The 20,826-nt window shown below is 56.4% G+C and carries 18 protein-coding genes; 4 read left to right on the top strand and 14 right to left on the bottom strand.

Translation table 11 applies throughout. The annotated features are described in order from the left end of the window. Window positions 1-2: 2 nt before the first annotated feature. From INT32_RS15020 to INT32_RS15000, 5 genes are all read right to left on the bottom strand, one after another. A complete protein-coding gene (locus INT32_RS15020) occupies window positions 3-1,001 on the bottom strand; it encodes an ABC transporter ATP-binding protein (RefSeq protein WP_193089532.1) in 999 nt (332 codons plus the stop codon). Further along, a complete protein-coding gene (locus tag INT32_RS15015; RefSeq protein WP_100699306.1) occupies window positions 995-1,987 on the bottom strand; it encodes an ABC transporter ATP-binding protein in 993 nt (330 codons plus the stop codon). Before INT32_RS15015 ends, INT32_RS15020 begins: the two co-directional genes overlap by 7 nt. After that, a complete protein-coding gene (locus tag INT32_RS15010; protein ID WP_100699307.1) occupies window positions 1,984-2,823 on the bottom strand; it encodes an ABC transporter permease in 840 nt (279 codons plus the stop codon). Before INT32_RS15010 ends, INT32_RS15015 begins: the two co-directional genes overlap by 4 nt. Then, a complete protein-coding gene (locus tag INT32_RS15005; RefSeq protein WP_193089531.1) occupies window positions 2,820-3,758 on the bottom strand; it encodes an ABC transporter permease in 939 nt (312 codons plus the stop codon). The genes INT32_RS15010 and INT32_RS15005 overlap by 4 nt, the downstream gene beginning before the upstream one ends. Before the next feature lie 113 nt (window positions 3,759-3,871). Next, a complete protein-coding gene (locus tag INT32_RS15000; RefSeq protein WP_100699309.1) occupies window positions 3,872-5,380 on the bottom strand; it encodes an ABC transporter substrate-binding protein in 1,509 nt (502 codons plus the stop codon). Between the two features lie 142 nt (window positions 5,381-5,522). Between INT32_RS15000 and INT32_RS14995 the strand changes: the two genes are divergently transcribed. After that, window positions 5,523-6,410 (top strand): LysR family transcriptional regulator, encoded by an 888-nt coding sequence (locus tag INT32_RS14995; protein ID WP_100699310.1) that lies wholly within the window; start codon window positions 5,523-5,525, stop codon window positions 6,408-6,410. A 395-nt stretch (window positions 6,411-6,805) separates the two neighbouring features. Here INT32_RS14995 and INT32_RS14990 read toward each other — a convergent pair whose 3' ends face one another. After that, complete coding sequence (locus tag INT32_RS14990) at window positions 6,806-7,210, bottom strand: YchJ family protein (RefSeq protein WP_100699519.1); 405 nt, start codon at window positions 7,208-7,210, stop codon at window positions 6,806-6,808. A gap of 249 nt (window positions 7,211-7,459) precedes the next feature. On the opposite strand from INT32_RS14990, the gene INT32_RS14985 reads away from it, so the two are divergent. Genes INT32_RS14985 through INT32_RS14975 form a run of 3 tightly spaced genes read left to right on the top strand, consistent with a single transcriptional unit; the run spans window position 7,460 to window position 11,838 of the window. Beyond that, complete coding sequence (locus INT32_RS14985) at window positions 7,460-9,490, top strand: TonB-dependent receptor (protein ID WP_100699312.1); 2,031 nt, start codon at window positions 7,460-7,462, stop codon at window positions 9,488-9,490. Between the two features lie 6 nt (window positions 9,491-9,496). Next, a complete protein-coding gene (locus tag INT32_RS14980) occupies window positions 9,497-10,549 on the top strand; it encodes a methyltransferase (RefSeq protein WP_100699313.1) in 1,053 nt (350 codons plus the stop codon). After that, entirely contained in the window at window positions 10,546-11,838 is a 1,293-nt protein-coding gene (locus tag INT32_RS14975; RefSeq protein WP_193089530.1) for an MFS transporter, read from the top strand. Before INT32_RS14980 ends, INT32_RS14975 begins: the two co-directional genes overlap by 4 nt. Here the strand turns inward: INT32_RS14975 and INT32_RS14970 are convergent. From INT32_RS14970 to moeB, 8 genes are all read right to left on the bottom strand, one after another. Continuing rightward, window positions 11,796-12,896: a glucuronyl hydrolase gene (locus INT32_RS14970; protein WP_100699315.1), complete on the bottom strand. Its 1,101-nt coding sequence runs from the start codon at window positions 12,894-12,896 to the stop codon at window positions 11,796-11,798. The two genes, INT32_RS14975 and INT32_RS14970, sit on opposite strands and share 43 nt — an antisense overlap. After that, window positions 12,883-14,079 (bottom strand): CynX/NimT family MFS transporter, encoded by a 1,197-nt coding sequence (locus tag INT32_RS14965; RefSeq protein ID WP_193089529.1) that lies wholly within the window; start codon window positions 14,077-14,079, stop codon window positions 12,883-12,885. The genes INT32_RS14970 and INT32_RS14965 overlap by 14 nt, the downstream gene beginning before the upstream one ends. Continuing rightward, window positions 14,072-15,298: an acyl-CoA dehydrogenase family protein gene (locus INT32_RS14960; RefSeq protein ID WP_100699317.1), complete on the bottom strand. Its 1,227-nt coding sequence runs from the start codon at window positions 15,296-15,298 to the stop codon at window positions 14,072-14,074. Before INT32_RS14960 ends, INT32_RS14965 begins: the two co-directional genes overlap by 8 nt. Further along, a complete protein-coding gene (locus tag INT32_RS14955; protein ID WP_100699318.1) occupies window positions 15,298-16,947 on the bottom strand; it encodes a class I adenylate-forming enzyme family protein in 1,650 nt (549 codons plus the stop codon). Before INT32_RS14955 ends, INT32_RS14960 begins: the two co-directional genes overlap by 1 nt. Continuing rightward, complete coding sequence (locus INT32_RS14950; protein WP_193089528.1) at window positions 16,944-18,767, bottom strand: CoA transferase; 1,824 nt, start codon at window positions 18,765-18,767, stop codon at window positions 16,944-16,946. The genes INT32_RS14955 and INT32_RS14950 overlap by 4 nt, the downstream gene beginning before the upstream one ends. A gap of 67 nt (window positions 18,768-18,834) precedes the next feature. After that, window positions 18,835-19,107, bottom strand: a complete 273-nt coding sequence (locus INT32_RS14945) for a MoaD/ThiS family protein (RefSeq protein WP_100699320.1) — start codon at window positions 19,105-19,107, stop codon at window positions 18,835-18,837. A 70-nt stretch (window positions 19,108-19,177) separates the two neighbouring features. Next, entirely contained in the window at window positions 19,178-19,612 is a 435-nt protein-coding gene (locus tag INT32_RS14940) for a Mov34/MPN/PAD-1 family protein (RefSeq protein ID WP_100699321.1), read from the bottom strand. 25 nt (window positions 19,613-19,637) lie between these two features. After that, window positions 19,638-20,807 carry a molybdopterin-synthase adenylyltransferase MoeB gene (gene moeB, locus INT32_RS14935; RefSeq protein ID WP_100699322.1) on the bottom strand — a complete coding sequence of 390 codons (1,170 nt, stop codon included), beginning with the start codon at window positions 20,805-20,807 and terminating at the stop codon, window positions 19,638-19,640. Between the last annotated feature and the right edge of the window lie 19 nt (window positions 20,808-20,826).

The raw sequence follows: 20,826 nt of genomic DNA, 5'->3' as shown, positions 1-20,826 counted from the left end.
TCCTAGATTTGCGCCAATCTTATGCATCTGGCGCGGTGCGTGCCCGAGACGGGCGTCAAGTCCGGATGGCTTTGCCCGCAAGCCGGTATTACATAAGGACAACGACTGGAAAACGCGCAGCCAGCAATAGTCTCATGCGGATCGGGCAATTCACCCTCCAGGATGGAGGACGGGGTCTTGATTGACGGGTCGGCAACCGGAATGGCGGAAAGCAACGCCCGCGTATACGGATGCCGGGGCGTGGAAAAGATATCCTCTTTTGTCCCTTCCTCTACGATCTGGCCCAGGTACATGACCAGGACACGGTCGCTCACGCGTTTGACCACGTTCAGATCATGGGCCACAAACAGGAAAGCCACCCCCAATTGTTGCCTGATATCCTCGAACAAATTGATAATCTGCGCCTGTACAGAAGCATCCAGCGCAGAAACCGGTTCGTCCGCAATCACCAGTTGCGGCCTGACCGCGAGCGCCCGCGCAATAGACACGCGCTGGCGCTGACCGCCACTGAGAGCGTGTGGAAATTTCTGCTTCAGCGACTGCGGCAAGCCGACAATGCCCAGCAGGCGATCAACCTCGGTGTTCAATGGGCTTTTATCGTGCGCCGCTTTATGCGTGGCCAGCGCCTCTTTAAGCAGACGCCCGATCGTAAACCGGGGATTGAGCGACGAGTAGGGATCCTGGAACACCATCTGGATTTTGGTGCTGCGCTCGAATCGCGAAAACGCGTGCATTGGCCTGCCATCAGACCAGGTTACCGTCCCGCCCGATGGCGGTTGCAAGCCGACGATGCATTTTCCCAATGTACTTTTGCCACAACCGGACTCTCCGACCACGCCGACGATCTCGCCCTGACTCACCTGTAGCGATACGCCCTTGAGGGCCTGCAGCGCTGTTGTCGATTTGCCGCCAAGCCAATCGCCAAGCCGGCGATTGCCGCCGTAACGCTTTTCCAGCTTGTCCACGGTCAGCAGAATCGGAGACTGTGATTGAGTTACCACAATATTTCCTCCTTGCGATGACAGGCGCACGCATGCTCGCGGGTCAGTTGTTCATTATCAGGAATCTCGTTATGACATCGGTCAATCGCAAACCTGCAACGGGGATGGAAACGGCATCCCGCCGGATACTGTCCGGCGGCCGGAGGTTCGCCCGGAATGGGCTCCAGCTTATGCTCGGGATCAACATGCGCCGGCAGCGCATTAAGAAGCGCACGGGTATAGGGATGGCGTGGATTGGCGAAAATCTCGGCCACACTACCGCTTTCCACAATCTTCCCTGCGTACATTACCGCCATATCGTCACAATGCTGGGCCACAACGCCCAGATCATGCGTGACCAACAGGACCGACATGCCTATGCGTTCACGCAGATCGTGCAGCAGCCGCAGGACCTGCGCCTGAATCGTCACATCCAGCGCCGTCGTGGGCTCATCGGCAATAAGCAACTGTGGCGCACAGGACAGGGCCATGGCAATCAGCACCCGCTGGCGCAGGCCACCGCTTAACTCATGCGGCCAGGCACTGAAACGACGCTCGGGCGAGGTAATGCCCACTTCCCGCAACAGCCCCACCACTTTTTCGCGGACCTGGGTCGATGACAGGCCGACATGATTGCGCCGTACAATTTCGGCCACCTGATCGCCCACCCGCATTGTCGGGTTCAGCGCTGTCATGGGATCCTGGAAAATCATGGAGATCTTTCGACCCCGAATGCCTGCCAATTGCTGGTCGTCCATGGCTGCCAGATCTTTGCCGTCAAAGAGAATACGCCCTTGTTCAATCACAAACGGCGAGCCGCCGAACAAGCGAATAATCGAACGACAGGTGGTACTTTTGCCGCATCCGGACTCTCCGACCAGCCCGAACACCCGGCCCTTTTTTACCTGGAATGTCACTCCTTCAATAGCCATTTGTGCTCGGCCACGCTGGCCAAAGCCCGCATGCAGGTTCTCCACCTGCAGCACCTGCTCTGCTGCCGCATTCATAATTTCACCCTGAGCTGATTATCGATGCCGTCGCCCAGCAGGGAAAACGTCACGCCGATATAAATGATCATGATGCCGGGAAACACAGAAATCCACCACGCATCGAATATGTAGTTGCGGCCTTCGGCAATCATGACGCCCAGCTCCGGTGTGGGCGGCTGGATCCCCAGGCCCAGAAACCCCAGGGAGGTTACCGCCAGAATCGTCAGGACAACATCGGCCATCATGAACACAATAGCAGGCGTAATAACATTGGGAAGAATGTGCAGGAACAGTATTCGCAAGTGGCTGTATCCCATTACCCTGGCCGACTGAACATATTCTGTGGTCTTGACCAGCAGCACTTCGCCGCGCACAATCCGCGCAAAAGAAATCCAGACTACCAGCGTAAAGGCCAGGTACATGTTCTGAGTACTAGGGCCAAGCGAGCCGACAATCGCGATAACCAGCACATAAAACGGGAAAGCCCACACAATATCTACAATGCGCATGATCAGCGTATCAAACCAGCCGCCAACATAGCCTGAAACCAGCCCGATCAGCGAGCCAGTCACAAATGGAATTAACACGCAAACCGCAACAATCTCAAGATCTGTCTTGAGCGCTTCAATTGCCCGCCAAAACACCGGCCGACCCAAGTCGTCGGTGCCGAACAGATATTGCAATGTCGGGCCCTGCAGGCTGCTATCAAAATTGATTTCAGACGTGTCAATCTTGAATACCGCTGGAACCACGTAAGTGACCAGGATCAGGAAAATGAACAGGGCAAGACCGGCCCACAAAGAATAATTCTGCGCCAGCCTGCTACTGCGCCAGCCACTCAATATTGCGTTCATGATAGTTCCACCCTTGGGTCGGCCGCGACATAAGCCAGATCTGCCGCCAGGTTGATCAGAACTACCAGTACTGCAAAGGTCACCGTCAGCCCCTGCACCATGGGATAATCCCGTGCAGCAATGGACGAAACCATCAGCCCGCCCAGGCCCGGCAGCGCAAACACGGCTTCAATCACAACTGTGCCGCCGATCACCCAACTGGTATGCACTCCGAGCACCGAGATTGTCGAGAGCAGCGAGTTGCGAAAGACATGACGCCGCAAAATCTGCATGCGGCTCATGCCTTTGGCGTAGGCAGTATCAATGTAGTCGGCATTGAGAACCGCAATAATCGAACTTCTGAGGGAGCGAACCGTTAGCGCCGCCGTACTCAATGCAATCACCAAGGCAGGGAGAAACAGCGAGTGCAAAAGACCAGAAAATCCACTATTTAAGCCCGACACCGGAAAGATCGGGATATAGACCGAGAATACCAGCACAAGCAAAATGCCAAGCCAGAAGGCCGGCATAGACATAAAGCAAATGAACAAAAACTTGATCAGGTTGTCGGTCGGCGAGTTCTTGCGCAGCGCAGCCAGGAAAGCCAGTGGTATGGTCAACACAATCGCAATAACGGTGCTATAGCCGACCAGCGCGAGCGTGACCCACAGACGCTCAAAAATCAATGGTCCCACAGATGACTTGAAAGCGATAGACGTGCCAAAATCGCCCTTCAGGCAATTGACCAAAAACTGAAAATACTGGATTATCAACGGCTTATCCAGACCGAGCTGCCGTTGCAATTGCGCTATATCTTCGGCGGTGCCACGGCTACCCAGCAACAGCGTTGCCGGGTCTCCGGGCATCACCCGCAAAAGCAGAAAAGCCAGGATGGTGATGCCCAGCAACACCGGGATTAACTGCACCAACCGCAAGACAATAAAACGCAAAATCACAAGCCACTCCTGTTCAATCTTGGAATCGTTTTGCTTACTCTACCCGGACCTGTTCAGCCCTGGGTTCGTATTGCTTACTCTACCGGGATCTGCTCACCCTAGATTTGTTTCGCTTACTTCACCCGGACCTCTTCAAGCCGGTAGTTTGATGTGGGAAGCACCTGGAACCCTTCGACATTAGAACGGTAGGCGTAAGGCACACCCTGGTGGTACAGGAAAATGAACGGCACTTCTTTATTAATGATCGCCTCGATCTCCTGGAACATGCGTCCGCGTTCGGCGCCTTCAGGGGTCTGGCGCTCTTGCGCATATAATTCGTTGACCCGATCGCTTTTCCAGTTCGTATGCATGGCATTGGCCCGCTCGGGATTGACGGCGGTAAAGCCGATCAATTGGTCAGGGTCAATCGTATCGCTGGTCGTATAGGCAAGCGACATTTCATAATTGCCGGCTTTGGTCGTCGTAAACTGAGAACCGCTCTCGATGGTTTGCAGCTGAATCGTCACGCCGATCTTGCTCAGGGCATTCTGGATCACCTGTCCCACCTGCCGCGAAGTAACGTTGCCCGATGGTACAAGCAGCGTCGCCTTGAAACCATCAGCCAGCCCGGCTTCAGCAAGCAATTGCTTAGCTTTGGCCACATCATAGGGGTACGGCTGGATATCAGTATTGTGATGCGCCATGATGGGCAAAGAGGACGAAGCCGGCTCGCCATTTCCCTTCAATACCCCCTGAATAATCGTTTGCTTATTGACCGCGTAGTTCAAGGCCTGGCGAACACGAATGTCATCAAATGGCTTTTTGCTGGTATTGAGCTGCACCAGGTCGGTGCGAAACACCTTGGCCACGGCTGTCTTGATATTGGGGTCGTTCTGCAGCATGGCCACCTGGTTAAAGGGAATATCCATGGCTGCATCCAGCTCGTTGGCTTTCAGTTTCAGAATGCGCGCATTATCGTCGCCGATAATTTCCAGGGTGGCGTGCTCCACAGCGGGCTTGCCCTCTTGCCAGTAGTTCGGGTTTTTATCCAGGGAAACGCGTTGCCCCTTGTCCCAGGCCTTGAGCGAGAAAGGCCCGCTGCCGACGGGGGCCTTGAAAAAATCCTCGCCCTTGCTCTGCAGTAGCGCTGCGGGCAATATGGATGCGGAAAACAACGCCAGGTTATTTAGCATCGGCGTAAAAGGCGCATCCAGACTCAATTTTACTGTTCTGTCGTCAACTTTTTCATAGCCGGTAATGGGCTTGAAAAATCGGGCCCAGCCGGATGTTTCTCCGGCAGCCCGCTTCAGGGAAAAAATCACATCGTCGGCCGTTACCGCCTGGCCATCACTGAATTTGGCGTTTTCCCGCAAATGAAATGTGTAGGTTTTGCCATCCGGACTGATTTCCCACTGGTCGGCCAGACCGGCCACTATTTCTGTACCATCGGCAGAGGGCCGCACCAGTTGATCGTAAATCAGCAATTGCGTCCAGATAGACGGGTTGTCGCTAGAGGCAATCGGATCGAGCGTGAGCAGATCCTTTGACAGGCCCAGGCGGAACTGGTCCGCCGCAGCGTGGGCGACATTCATCGCACAGGCAAAGACAATGCCCATTTTCAATAGGGAACGAAATCTGATCATAACGGCTCTCCGGGTGACACACCTAAAAATGGCAAATAGGGAAGATGCTGCTCTTTGCAGGCTATTGTGCAGGCAATAGCAATAGCATGCAAAGGAAAAAAGTTATATCATCCATGAATAAAACTCATACCCTGGAGCGCAGGTGAAACTCAGACATATCGAAATTTTTCATGCCATACGCACCACTGGCTCGGTCAGCCGGGCGGCTCGCCTGTTGAATATTTCACAATCCGCAGTCAGCAAAACCCTGGGGCATGCTGAGCTACAGCTGGGTTTCCAGCTTTTTGAACGGGTAAAGGGTCGGCTCAAACTGACGCCAGAGGCGCAGTCGCTCGCCCCCGATATTGAAAAAATGATGCATCTGCTGGAGCATATCCGGTCATTGGCGACCAATATTCACCAGCATCCGGCAGGCTCGCTCAAACTGGGCTGCCTGCCCAGCCTTGGCCTGCACCTGATGCCGCGAGCCGTGTCGCTTATTCGGCAAAGATATCCGGATATCAACATTGAAATAACCACGGGACATGAATCGGAGCTGATCCGCAAGTTGCGTTCACGCGAAATCAATATCGCGTTCACTTTCAAGCCGAACGACTATCCGGACTGCATGGTCTCCACCATTGCGAAAGTGAACATGGTGCTTGCCGGTCCGCAGAGCGGGCACATAAAAGACCCGCGCCAGGTCGATTTCAGCAAATTGATCACCTACTCTGAGGGTGATCCGGTGACGCGCATCATAGAATCCATGGCTGTCCCCAATCAATTTACCAATCAAGTCAAGGTCGAAACGTATTACGTAGCTGCCGCCATCGCTGAGTATGAAGATCGGCTTGCGATTGTCGATGAATTTACGGCAAAGTTCGTCCTGGAGGATCAATCCCGATACATTCATTTTGACCCGCCCATCACGCTCGAGCTGGTCGCCATCTACCGCGAACAGGGGCCGCCTAGCACTCTGGAAAAACAGTTTATCGGCGGCGTGCGTCGTCTGGTCAGGCACGAGCACGCATACGGGCAGCAAACGCGTTAATAAAACAGAACCCAATAACAAGAAAATGCAATAACAAGAAAAGTTCCGGCACGCCGGGCAACGCTTTTTGGCAAATGATTTGCTATAGCGCCATTTTCCAACAGACCCAGGTAAATCTGCATGTGTTTTGGCGGGTTGACTCACGCATTTTGCATGAATGGCAATCGGGTAACCCTTCATTTATACTGGTCGGCGACGGGCGCTATCGCGCCAACTGTAGCCAGGCATATCGCGGGGCTTAAAGAGTATCCCGTTGTGAATATTTTCCAGGGTGGCAAACATACCCAGAATTCGCACATTCTGCTTTGCCCAAAGTCGAAGTCGACAAGCTGGCATGTCGCAGGTCAATGTCTGGCGGCAAAGGATATTGATCTTCGCAATATGTTAGCCGGTGATTAGACCTGCCCGTCTACATAAAACCACCGTCCGTCTTCCCGCACAAACCGGCTGATCTCATGTTGTCGGCTTGCGCGCCCGTTCTGGCGGAATCGGGCGACAAACTCTACCGTGGCATGATCATTGTCCTGCAGCATATGGCGCCGTACATCCAGTCCCAGCCATTTTGTCCCCGGCGCATTCGGTTCCAGCGAGGCTGGCCGGGTGCTGCTGTGCCAGGTATCGAGCAGATAATCGAGCTCGTCCAGCACAAAGGCGCTGTATCGACTGCGCATAAGGGTTTGCGCATCGGGCGCCAGAAGGCGAAGCGCGCCGTGGTGCCAGCGCTGGCAGCAGCTTTCATAGCTTGCTGAACTGCCGCAAGGACAAGGCGACTGTGCTGAAAACGATTGATGTTTCTTCACGACGAAATACCGGTTTGCAAATTGAATACTGGAGTATAAACGCGGCATGCTACCTTTTCCGTTGACCCGGCTTGATATCCAGCAGCAACCCAATCCAGCAGATTATGTTCCCGCTTTTACCGGTATGACGACTTTCATATAAATTACTCCAGAATTCATACGCTTTAAATAAGACTCATTATCACTTGAAATCTACAATCTTATATTCTTGCCGCGTCGGCAATGCGTATAGATTTGTAGGTGTCATTGATGAGAAAAATCCGATCTTCCTATTGTGAAGCCGCCTGGCCGGCGTTAGCGATTTGCGCGGCTTGGACATTACCGGTGCCGGCGCTGGCGCAGAGTGTGCCACCCTCCCATCAGCAACAGACCACGGAATTGGCCCCCATTACGGTAACGGCAGAAAAAACCAGCCGTCTGCTGGAACAGGTGCCCGCAAGTATTGCGGTCATCGACGGCCTGGACATCGAGCAGACAGGCATCCAGCGCATGGAGCAGCTAGAGGGCCGCATGCCCGGTCTTTCCTTTCAGCCCTTCGGTCAGTCGGGCCTGAACTCGCCGGTCATGCGCGGCGTAACCGCAAACTTTAATACTTCGTCTACGTCGGTATTGATGCTGGTCGATGGCGTGCCCACGTTGACGGCCCAGGGATTCGAAAACAGTTTTTTGGACCTGGATCGCATTGAGGTGCTGCGAGGCCCGCAATCGACCTTGTATGGACGCAATGCCGAGGCCGGTGTGGTATCCATTCACACCCAGCCCATGGACAATACTCCAAGAGCTGCGATATCCGGTGAATTTGGAAGCCGCGCCAAGCGTGCGGGCAGTTTTTCGCTAAGCCAGCCGATTACACAAGATACCCTGTATGGTTCCATTTCCGGTAGCTGGTCCAGCCAGCACGGCTTTATTAATAATTCCCATACGGGAAAAAAAGACGACAGGCGCGAACGCGGCAACCTGAACATCGGCCTGCGCTGGACGCCGACACCGGCCACCGACGTGGTCTTGCGTTATGCCCGGCAAGAGTTTCATGATGGTTCGGCCCTATGGGGCAGCCCCAGCGCCGAACGCAACGAAGTGGCATCTGGAACAGCGGGATGGAACAAATCTGTCGGCCAGACTTTCTCGCTGAGCGCCTCGCATCAATTTGCCTCTGGGCTTACGCTGCGCTCCATCACCGCCTATAACGACTATCGGGATCGCGTCCAGCAGGACACAGACTTCATGCCCATGGACGTTCTTCATGTTGGGCGTGATCATCACTTTCGCAATCTGTCGCAGGAACTGCGGATCGAAGGCAAGGCGGGCAAGGCAGACTGGCTGGTCGGCGTGTATGCGGACAAGCAGGACAATGACCTGGTCAATATTTCAAAAACGATGATGGGCAGCAGCCATCTGCAAGTCGGTCAAAAAGGCAGCTCGCTGGCCTTGTTTACGCATTGGAACGTCCCGCTTTCGGATGCGTGGACCGTATCGCTGGGAGGGCGCATTGAGCGCAACAACGTTTCAATTGCCCCTGACGACAAGCAGAAAATGAGCGAGGGCTGGACACATTTCTCTCCCAAGCTGGCATTGCAGTATCAGATGACGCCAGACCACCAATGGTATATCAGCGTTGCCAAGGGGATACGTACCGGCGGCTTTAATGTGGTGTCTCCTGCGGCCAACTTTATGCCGTACAGTCCGGAGAAAACCCTCTCGTACGAGACCGGGCTCAAGGGTTCGTTCGATAACCGCCGCGGACGCTATTCAATCGCAGCCTATTACATGACCGTGCGTGACATGCAGGTGATGCAAATGCCCACTGCCGGCATGATGTATATCACCAGCGCTGCCGCTGCAAACGCCAAAGGGATTGAGCTGGATTTTGACTACATGCTGGCACCGGGTTGGCGCGTCAATGCGGGCCTGGCCTGGAATCACACCCGCTTTGAACGCTTTCAGGATGGCATGGCCGATTATTCGGGCAAACGTAATCCCTTTGCACCTGACCTGAGCGGCCATGCCGGCGTACGCTATACCTCTTCAAAAGGCTGGTACGCGCAGGCGCAAGTTGTGGGCACCGGCAAAGTGTATTTGGATGCAGCCAATAAATACAAGCGCAATGGCTACGGACTGATCAATCTGACGGCCGGCTATGCCGGCAAGAATTGGGAAGTGGCAGCCTACGTCAACAATGCCGCCAATAAAAAGTATGACGCCGTTGGTTATCAGAATGGCTTTGTGACCGTATACAGTCCGCCGCGCGAAGTGGGCATGCGCCTGACGTGGCGTCTTTAAGGAACAATGATGGATTTGGTAAATACACACGCGCTCCAGCCTTTCTGGAGCATGGCCGCCGCACCCGTACAGGTTAGCGCGCTGGAACTGGCTTTGGACAACAAGCTGTTCGATTACCTTGTGCAGGACGCCACTGCAAAGCAGGTGGCCAGCAAACTGGCCATGCAGCCCGGCCCTGTTTCCGTCTGGCTTGACCTGCTATGGAGTATGGAACTACTGGCTCGCAACTTGCCCCCGGGCTCGCCAGGCGACTCAGGCGCGGCTACGCACTATCAATGCACCAGTCTGGCAAAGCGCTACCTGGTTTCGTCCTCGCCCGAGAACTGCGCTGCCGCCTTGAGTTATCGCCTACGCATCTTGCGCCACGCGGGTACGCAATTTGAGGACTTCGTTCGTTCGGGGCGCAGCGAACGTACCATACCGGGCGGCGAGGCAACTCACACCAACTGGGCAAAAGCGGCGGAACAACAAATCAGCCAGGAACAGCGGGCCGTCAGCGTGCCCTCGATTCTTGACCGTCTGCCACCGGCGTCTTCACTTGTCCAGCAGGGCAGGTTTCTGGACCTGGGCGGCGGCCCCGGCCATATTGCAATTGCGCTGGCCCACCACCTGCCACAATGGACGGGAACCGTCTGTGATCTGCCGGCCACGGCTACCGTCGCTCAGGGTTCGATTGACAACGCCGGCCTGGCCGACCGCATCAATGTGCGGTCAGCAGATCTGGAACATGACGACATCGGGACCGGCTACGATCTGATTTGGTGTTCCTGCGTCCTGCACTTTCTGCAGGACCCTAAGGCCGCGCTTAGCAAAATATGCCAGGGGCTGCGTCGCGGCGGCGTGCTCTACATTGCGCATGCCGAAGTGCCCTCGCAGGCGCGCGACGCATCTCGAATACTGCCCTTTTATGCGTCAATGATGTTGCGCGGTCGCTTTGTTCCTGCCACCGGCCAGATGCACGACATGCTGGTCGCCACCGGCTTTTCACAGATCCGGTCACTCGGACCGATCGCGTTCCCCATGACGCCGGTCTGGCTTTACACAGGAATCAAACCATGAATACCACGGCAAGCACGCCTAACCAGCATCAACCAAACGAACCGGCAGTGATCCGGGCCGAATCCGGATATTGGCCGCTTCAATTGTTGCTCGGCTGGATTAACCTGACCCTGACTGCACCGGTAGTCTATCTGTATATCGGCCTTCCGTTGGTGCTACGCCAACATGGCTGGTCCGGAACAGACATCGGCCTATTGCAATTGGCCGGCCTGCCGGCGATTCTCAAGTTCCTTCTGGCCGCTCCCGTTGACCGCTACCCCCTGGGGCGCGCCGGTTACAGAAACTGGAGTATCGTGTTGTCAGTCGTTTACGCAGCATTGCTTCTGTTCTTTTCGCGCACCAGCCTGCAGGAGTCGCCCTGGTCTTTTCTCTTCACACTGGCGCTCAGCATTAATTTATTGGGAACCTGGACGGATGTCCCGATCAACGCCCTGGCGATTCGCTATTTGCCCGAATCGCAACGCATGCGGGCAGGCGCAATCCGGTCCGCAGCAACATCGCTGGGCGCTATTGTCGGCGGCGGATTAATGCTGCTGTTATACACCCGCTTTGGCTGGGCCGCACCGTTTCAGGTCATGGCCCTGGCCTTGCTATCGGGCTGCGTTCTGCTGGCGTTCATGCAGCGCAAGCCCTTGCCCGGCGTCTCCAGTGAGCCAGTGCAGACCGGCATCAACTGGCGTCTGTGGAAAGCGTACTTTACGATAGCCGGACACGGCAAATGGGCAATACTCATGCTGTTTTATTTTCCCTTTGTGGGCAGCGCCTGGGTCTATATGAAACCGCTACTGCTGGATAGCGGACTGTCCACCGAGAGGATTGCCATGATCGTTGGCATTCTGGGTGGCGTACTCGCGGCGCTGGCCAGCCTGGTGGTGGCGCGCATGACAAAGCACTACGGTATTGGCCAGATGTTATCCGGTGTTGCCTGGCTGAACGTGCTGGCCCTGGCCATGTTACTGATGTTTGTTCTGGCCGGGGCATCCGCTACCATACTGATTGCCATGGCGATCCTGCTTGCTATTGCCGTTGGAGCAGCATCGGGCCTGGTGTTTGGCGTCATGATGTATTTCGTTCGTCCAGCGCTGGTGGCGCTCGATTATGGAATACAGTCAAGCCTGTTTATCCTGACCCGCACGCTCATGCCTGCAGTAGCCGGCGTGCTGATGGATCGTACCGGTTATGCCGGCATGATGGGCTTTCTGGTTTCCGGCGCGCTGATCATCGCCTGGGCCACGATATCATGGCATCAATCGCTGACGGCCGCCATGACCGCTTCAAGCAGGAAATAAAGGGCGCAAGGCGTCTCTACGATTGAGGCTGCTTGCGCATCGACTTTATACAGGTGACCGGCAAAAATGCCATTTTCTCCAACCATGCAGCTCACCAGGTTGGCCCGTTCTTGCTGCGCCGCTTCGCGCAGCCACGGCTGCCCGGACATCTGCCGGGACATCTGTTCCAGCGCAACGCAGGCAATCGCCGATGCGCAAGGATCAAACTCGCTGGCGCCGGCCGCGGCCGACGGCAAAGGCCAAGGCCGGCTACTCTCTGCCGGCTGATTCTGCTGGCTGCGGACCTGCCTCCACCACTGGCAGGCAAGCAGGGCCGCAGCCTGATAATCGTCTCCATAGCACCTGACGGCTTGCGCCAAGCCAAGCATGGCCCACGCCTGTCCGCGGGCTGACCATATCAATGATGCATGACGATTCTCGTGCGCAACACCGGGCATCACTTGAGTGGCCCATCGGCCATCGGCGTCAGCCAATTGTGCCACACACGTATCCAAGTGCTGTCTGCCCAGGGTCATGTCTAGCGGATCTCCGTGAAGATGGGTCAGCAACAGCAAGGAGGCGAGCGAATCGACATTCAAAATACGATCGCCTTCAGGGCCACCTCCCATGTCTTGTCCGAGCGGATACATTTTCTGCTGATGATCATAACTATTACGCAATCGCGCGCATGCCGCACTGGACAGCGCGTGCCACGCCGAATCGCTATCATACTGATTGGCCACGCCCGCCCCATACCAAAAGACAAAGCTTCTATTTATGCTGGCTTGCGGCAGAACCGGTTCAAGCCGGCGGCTCCATTGGCGGGCCGTATCAATGGACGTTGCCGTTCTCTCAACGGCCGCCCGTTTCCACCAGAGCGCCGCCCAGAATCCGCCCAGCCAGGACCCTCGTCTAGATAACTTCCAAGGCTGGTCACGTGCCTTGCGGTATAGCGGAAACTGCGAATCACACGCCTGGGCAATACGGTCCATATGCCGGAAAATATCATGCACTAACGGGTTTTGCGGCGCCTCGCCGACCCGCGCGTCATGTGCATCATGTACGTCATGTGCTGCCATGGGATCGGATCCGGTAAAGCATCAAGGAAAAGGCGGCGCCAGCCAGGGTCGTGCCTATCAGTAAGAACCAGGCGATTCCAAACCCCTGGGGCTGGGATAATAAAACGCCAAATAATGGAGGTCCCACCGCAAACCCGCCGAAAAATCCCACAGACAACATACCGGCAGCGGTAGCCGTCTTGCCGAACCGCTCGTCGCGCAACAGCATGCTCATGGCAATCGCATTGGTGGCCGCCACTGTCAACCCCATGCCGGTTATGCCGATCCATAAAGGAAAGTGTCGGGTTGGGGTAGCTAGTGTCGTGACATAGACGGCCAAGCAGGCAAGAATAAAAAGCATGACCATCAACTGCGTCTCGTCGCGCAGTCGGCTGCCCAGGGGAGTTAGCGCGATCCGCGACACGATGCCCATAACGCCGAAGACGCTGATCATAGCACCTGTCATTTGGGCCGACATACCCAGCTGTGATGCATAGACGCCAAAAAAAGTGATGAAGGACGATAACGTCAGGCCGGCGCATAACTGCACGAGCATCAGCAATCCCAGCAACACATTGGGACGCGGCAGCGCAAGGGCCCGGCCGCCAGCAAGCGGTTGAGCGCTGGCCATTCCCGCTGGCAACCGTCGACTTACCAGGAAAAACATGACCAGCGCCAGTGGGACCCATAACGCCAGCGCCCCTCGCCAGCCTAACCATTGCGCGAAAAACGGCAGCAAGATACCGGCCACAAGCGCAGAAATTTGCACGCCCGACTGTTTGATTCCAACCATGGCTGGCTTTTTCGGGGCAGGCACCAGTTTTGCGATCGCCATATTGGTTGCCGGATTCGCCAGAGATTGCGCGGCGCCACACAGCAACATGGCCAGGATCAATCCGACGAATCCAGGCAACACAGCCATGAGAAAAAAAGACAGCGCGACCAGCCCGAACAACCCCATCAGTCCCGATCTCATGCCAAGTCGCTGTACTGCCTGGCCTGACCACGGAGAAACAACGGCCGCCACACCGAAGGAAGCGGTGGTCAGCCAGGCAAGCTGTCCGCGCGATATGCCCAGTTCCTGGATCAATTGCGGGCCGAGCACACCGATACCGTAAAATATCATCATCGGCATCCCCATTGCCAGGGTCAGCAGGCTGCCGACCGCCAGCGCAGACTGAACGGGATATCGGGCTTCATCCATGATTGCTTGCTCTGTTTACGACTGAGGGATAATCACTGTCAAATAGCTCAGGGTTGCGACTGTTGGCAAGAAGCGCGCGCCCCACGGAGCTGACCAGCGCATCGTCTGTTCCGTCTAGAATGTGGGTCGTCCTGGCATTGCGATACAGGCTGGACAAGGGTGTCCCGTCGCTCAATCCCTCTGCCCCCATGATCTGGATGGCATTATCGGTCGCCACGCTCAAGGCATCGGAAGCGGCCAGTTTGGCAATATTGACTTCTATGGAATTGGCCTGCCGGTCATCGAATTTGCGGGCTGCGTCTCGCAGTAACGCACGGGCCGTGGCAATATGCCGATACACATTGCATACTCGGGCCCGAACCAGTTGTTTTTCCACTAATCGGGCCTGAACGCCCCGTTCCGAATGGATACGTTCGCACATCAGCTCAAAACTGCGCTGCGCCATACCCAGCCACTGACTGGCTCGCAGTATCCTGCCCAGTCCGAGCCTTTGCTGCATCAGCTTGATGCCTTGCCCGGGCACGCCCAGCACATGATCCGACGGGACAACAACATTGGTAAAGGACAACTCGCCCTGCCCCTGCATGCGTCCCAGCACAGGAAGTTCGCGCAGCACCTCGAAACCGGGTGCGTCGGCAGGCACAATCAGCATCGAGAGCCCCTGTTCCACCGGTTTGTCTGACGTACGCGCCACTACGGTAATGAAATCGGCGTGCAGGGAGCGGCACACAAACCATTTTTTGCCAGTCAACACCCAGTGGCTATCCTGCCACCTTGCACGCGTCTGCATAGTATCGGGTATTGAGCCGATACTGTCCGGCTCGCTCATGGCGTAACTGCAGACGGCACGCCCCTTTACCAACGGATCAAAGTAGCGCGCGCGTACGACCGGGCTGCCATGCCAGAACAGCATGTGAGCATCAAGCGTGGCATCCGCGCCCATAATGGCCGGCCCGAATTCGGAGCGGCCCTCCTGCTCGGCGATAGGCAGATAATCGCTCAATCGGTTGACAATACCGCCATGTCCCTTCGGGTAAAAACTGCCAAACAGCCCTGCCTGGCGTGCCTGTGCAGACAACGCGGCAGCGATTTGCCTGGCATTGTCGTCGCCGGCAAGCAAGGCGGTTTCTTTGGGAATGATTTGCGTATCAACAAATTGCTTTACACGCTGACAAAGGTAAGTCACCGGATTATCCAGGGGTTCGGTAACGGCATTCATTATGCAGACAGCCTTTGAGGATTGACCATGGCCGCAGCATCCTCGGCCAAGGCACGCTTATCGATTTTTCCGGCAGGCGTCAGCGGCAGGCTTCGATAGAACCTGAGATATTCGGGTAGTTTATTGATTTCCAGGCCCTGTTCGCGCAAGTAATTGGTGATCTCGGTAAGCGAGAAACGATCAGCCTGGGGCCGCAGCGTCACGCATAGACATACCCGCTGGCCCAAATCGAAATCGGGAACCGGCACGCAAGCGACCGTTACGACATCCGGATGGCGAGTCACCAGCCCCTCTATCTGGACCGGACTGATATTGGCGCCGCCACGGATAATGATGTCCTTCTTGCGGCCGGCCAGCACCAGATGCCCCTGCGGGTTGATATAGCCCAGGTCACCTGTTTTGACCCAACCTTCCTGGTCGCGATATGTCTGATCCAGCTCTGGTGCATTGACATATTGCATGGGGCTGACGGGCCCCCGGGCGTAAATTTCACCAATCTGGCCGCGGGCAAGTTCGACACCGTTATCATCAACGATCCGTATTTCGCAAACGGAAGGGTTGGGGGTTCCAACACTATTGAACGCCACTTCTATCGAATCGCTCAGCGTATTATGGCAATTGACGCCATCGGCCGATCCGTAGAGACTGATAAAACCGCAGTCAAAGGCTTTGCTGCAACGTCTGACGGTCGTCTCGTCAATCACGGAGCCGCCCACGATCAGCCCCTTGAGGCTGCTTTTGTCCACTGCTGCAAGCGCCGGCTCCGCTGCAATACGCTGCAGCATGGTAGGAACACCAAGAATGAAAGTCGGTTTAAATTTTCGAATGGCATCAATGGCGCTATGCACATCGAAGCGAGGCAATACAACAAGAGAACCGCCAAGGCAGCACAACACCCCGAAGGTCGCCGTCGAGCCAAACGAGGAGCCCAGCGGAACCAGATACAAGCCTCGGAACTCACTGTTCTTCGGGTTGATTCGCTCAAGAAAACGGCCACGCCCGCCCACCAGCGCGTTATGCGAATAGGCGACCAGCTTGGGTTCGGATTCCGTACCGGAAGACACCAGCAATCGCACCGGAGAGTCGGGATCAACCTGGGGCAACTGCGCAGGATCCGCCGGAGCACTGGCCAGTAATGAATCGAGCGTGACCCAGCCATCGCGGGCATTGCCCTGCACCACTAACGCCCGCAACGACAATAGCGTTGGTCGCAGCGACTCGATGATTTCGCACAGCGCCGTGTCGGCAAAAACTTCCGGCACAATGACCACACGGGCATCGCAGCGACGCAGCAAAGACTGGATATCCAGCTTCCCGCGCCCTGGCGGAAACGGTGCGACAATGGCTCCCAGCGCGGCAGCCGCCAGATCAATGGCGCAACACACCCAATGATTGCTCAGTTGATAGGCCACAACGTCGCCAGGCATGACGCCGGCGCCGCGCAACCCTGTAGCCAGGCGCAATGCATGCTCGTACAACTGACCATAACTGACGGTGCTCTCCTCGGACAAGACGGCCGGCTTATCGGGGGCGTTCTGTGCTTTTTCCCGAAACAGCTCAAATACCGGTTTGTCCGGATAAAGGGACTCTTGCGCCCAGCGCCGACGCAGTGAATGGGGAACAAGATCGATGATACCGGCTGAATTCATGAAAAGCTCCAAGGACAATTTACGGAAGAATAGGACTTATGGTTAAGATGTCTGGCCAGTTGACCATGGGTGGCCATATCGGCCAGATTGCTCACAACGGGGCTGCATGGGATACCCTCAAGCCGCAGCCGCGAGACCCAGATATCACTGGGATCGCTGGCCAGACTGATTTGCTGCGCCTGAGTGGCCTGCCCTGAACACGTCATGCCAAGAATCCTGTCCAGCGCCTGTCTATGCCCCTCGGTTGTGCATTCAATCGCCAGCATGCCGTCCCGCGTTGGCAACACTTTGGAAAACCCGCCCTTTGCCTGACTCAGCGATGCCGATTGCATCAGCAAGTCTGCCGCGCCCAGCAAGGAACTTTCCACGCTGCAGCCCAGGCCCGTACTGGCGCGTCTCAGTAATGCGGCTGTCGTGCCCAGAGAGGCGACTACCCCGCCCAGCACGTCGAGCACGGTAAAGAGCGATCCGCCCCGAATACCATTGCTTGCAGCAATTGCCGAAGCCACCCCCGACCATGCCTGGACCGTGAAATCAGTGCCCGGCGCTGCGATATTGGCATCGCCCCAGCCACCCGCATAGGAGTAAACCAAATCAGGTCTGATCGCATGCATATCTTCGGCATCCAGTCGCAACTGGGCCGCTTTGCCGGGCGCCCAGTTGTGCAGAAACACGTCCGACTCACGGACATATTCATAAACTTGCCGGCGGCCGGCTTCGCTTTTGATATCCACTTGCCGCACCTGTTTCAAATGGTTCAGGGCGTCGAACCGGACCGAGCAGCCATTGGCTACCGGCGGCATCGCCCGCAAGGGATCCCCGCCTGGCGGTTCCAGACGAATCACTTCGGCGCCAAGCATGGCCAGCATATGCCCAGCCAGAGGCCCCTGGATACGTCGGCACGATTCGATCACCCGAATTCCCTGCAAGGGCAACTCATTGGGCCGCACCCCATGCCGCAGATATGGCAAACCACTATCGCACGATATTTTCCAGGGCGATACCGCATCACGCGCGTAGTCGGGGTCTTTGCGTCTTTGGTCAAGTGTGCGAACCGGAACCAGGGCAAGCCCCGCCTTGCCGGCAGCCTCGCTGATACGGCTATAAGGCACTTCGGACAACAGTTGCAGGCACACGCCAGGAATGGGGGCAATCGCCTTGGCATAGCGCAGCAAAAATGCGGTCCAGGCGCGCCCTGCCGTTTCGGGATCCAGTCCCAGTATTTCCCAGAAGCGTCGCCACGGCGCACTGTCCAATGTCTCGATTTCAAAGACAACGCCATCGGCAGACGTAAAAGGTGGACGCAATACCGGGTCGGTGCTGCCCGGCGCAATCTGTTCCGGATCTTCCTGGGCGCTAGCACCGGCCAGGTACTGGCTGACACTGAGCAGGCCGCAAGCGAGCGCAGAGACCTCGACTTTTTCGAATGCACCTCCATTCATTTGCCCGAGCAAACCTGCCAGACCGCTTTGCAGGGTCACGGCGCCCGTCAGCACAGACAGATAAGGCAAGCCCAGCGGCTGCGGGCCTCCGCTTGCCCTGCCATGGACAGACATGAGACCACAAACTGCCTGCAGGGTAGATTCGGTGATATGTGGGCTGCCCGAGCCAATATCGTCTCCCAGGCCGACATGTACCGCACCTGCCTTGGGATGGTGCAGACTACACAACGCATCTGCCGGATTATCGACGAGGTTGGCCTCTTGCATGCCAAGCAATGCCGCTTGCCGGGACACGCTGGCCCCCAGTTCCGTCCAATCCTGCGGGACCGTCCCCGGCCGCCAGTTGACGCCCAGGTTTTCTAAAATTGTTTCTGCCATGATGGTTGTTGCTATCTACAAAAAATAGGTTTCAATGAATGGATGCGACACGCGGAACAAGCCCGGTTCAGCCACCGGCCACGGCGGGCAATACGGTCAGGCTGTCGCCCGGCTTTGTCTTCGTGTCCAGCCCCTCGCAAAAACGGATGTCATTGTCATTCACATAAATATTCACGAAGCGATGAACCTGACCATCCTTGACCAGCCGCTCGCCAACACCTGGAAATTGCGTATCCAGGTGCTTGATGATGTCCGCGACCGTCTCGCCCTGGGCCTGGACTTTTTTCTCTCCGTTGGTCAATGGGCGCAAAATGGTGGGAACGGCAATAGATATCGACATAGTGATTCCTTGTTCAAGTTAATGAGTTAATGAGTAAGTGTCTGAGCGCAAGCGGGAAGGCGCGTTGCGCTCATGCCACGGCCTGTGCCTGTGTCGCGGCAACAAGGTGGATCGATTCTTCAAATACGCTGCCGGCGATGATGCGGAAACTTCGAAACGGCACCGTGCTTGCGTGCCAGGTCGAAACGATCAGATAATGCATATCGGGGTCGTTGGCAAATTCGATATCTTCACGACTGGGCGTGGCGTGGGTTGCCGTATGAGAATGATAGATACCGATACATTGTTCGCCACGCTCGTCAAGATCGCGCAGAACCCGCAGCTGCTCCGTCGAATCGAAGGAAAAGTACACTTCCGATGCCGCCACATTGCGCATCGGAATGCACCTGGCAACGTGGCTGCGGCCAGCCGGCGCCACCAGCATGCCGCAACATTCGACAGGATGCGCCTGCTGCGCCTGCTTCATGATTTGGGCGTAAACCGCCTTGTTCATAATAAGGGCCATGGTGTTTTCAATACCTGTCTTCGATTCAATACGTTGGCAGCGATGGGTCAATATCCCGCACCCATGCCAGTACGCCGCCTTCCAGATTCCGGACATTGCGGCGATCGATCTTCAACAGCTCTTCCAGCACCGCCTGGGAACGGGCGCCCGAGCGGCAGGAAATGACCAGCGGCTGCTCTTGCCCGTAGCGCTCGACAATTTCCTGCGCCACGGTCGGCGACTTGCTCAGCGGCACAGCATCGGGAATACTGACAATGTCCCGTTCATGCGGTTCGCGCACGTCAATCAGAATTGGCGCCTTGCCCGCATCGCGCAGTGCCTTCAATTCCTTGACCGTCATCTGGTCAGTGGTTCGGTCGGGTGTCGCGGTTTGGGTCAGGCCGCAAAAAAATTCATAATCGGCCAGCTCAGTAATGGGCTTGCGCTCGGGCAGGCGTCGGATCGGCAGTTCACGGTAAGTCATTGCAAGTGCATCGTAGGCCAGCAAACGCCCCAGCAGCGGATCGCCGATGCCCGTAATTAGTTTTACGGCTTCAGTGCTCATAATGGAAGCAATGGCGGCGCACAAAATCCCCAGCACACCGCCCTCTGCGCATGATGGGGCCAGCTCGGGCGGCGGTGGCTCGGGGTACAAATCGCGATAGTTCAGGCCCGCATCGCCTGGCGCGTTCTCCCAGAAAACCGAAGCCTGTCCTTCAAAGCGGAAAATGGACCCCCAAACATAAGGCCGGTCGGCCAGAATGCATGCATCATTGACCAGGTAGCGTGTGGCAAAATTATCGGTGCCATCGAGAATCAGGTCGTACCTGGAAAAAAGGGCTACGGCCATGTCGGGCTCCAGCCTATCGGTATAGGTTTCCACATGCACCAGGGGATTTAGCCGGGCAATGGCCTGTCGCGCGCTCTCTACCTTGAGCTCTCCCACCGTGTCGACAGAATGAATCACCTGGCGCTGCAGGTTGGACACATCAACTCGGTCAAAATCAATAATACCGATAGTGCCTACACCGGCGGCGGCAAGATACAGTAGCGTGGGCGCGCCCAATCCACCAGCGCCAATCACCAGCACCCGGGCGTTTTTCAGCCGGCGCTGACCCGTCATGCCCACATCCGGAATCAGAAGATGACGACTATAGCGACCGATTTCCTCTCGACTCAACGGCTCGCCGGGCTCAACAATGGCCGGTATGTTCATATCGCGTTCCTTTTATTTA

Origin of the sequence: Advenella sp. FME57 (genome assembly GCF_014897675.1) — a bacterium.
Lineage (GTDB): Bacteria > Pseudomonadota > Gammaproteobacteria > Burkholderiales > Burkholderiaceae_B > Advenella.
Note: the sequence above shows the minus strand (reverse complement) of the source record. Positions and strands in the feature narration are given on the sequence as shown.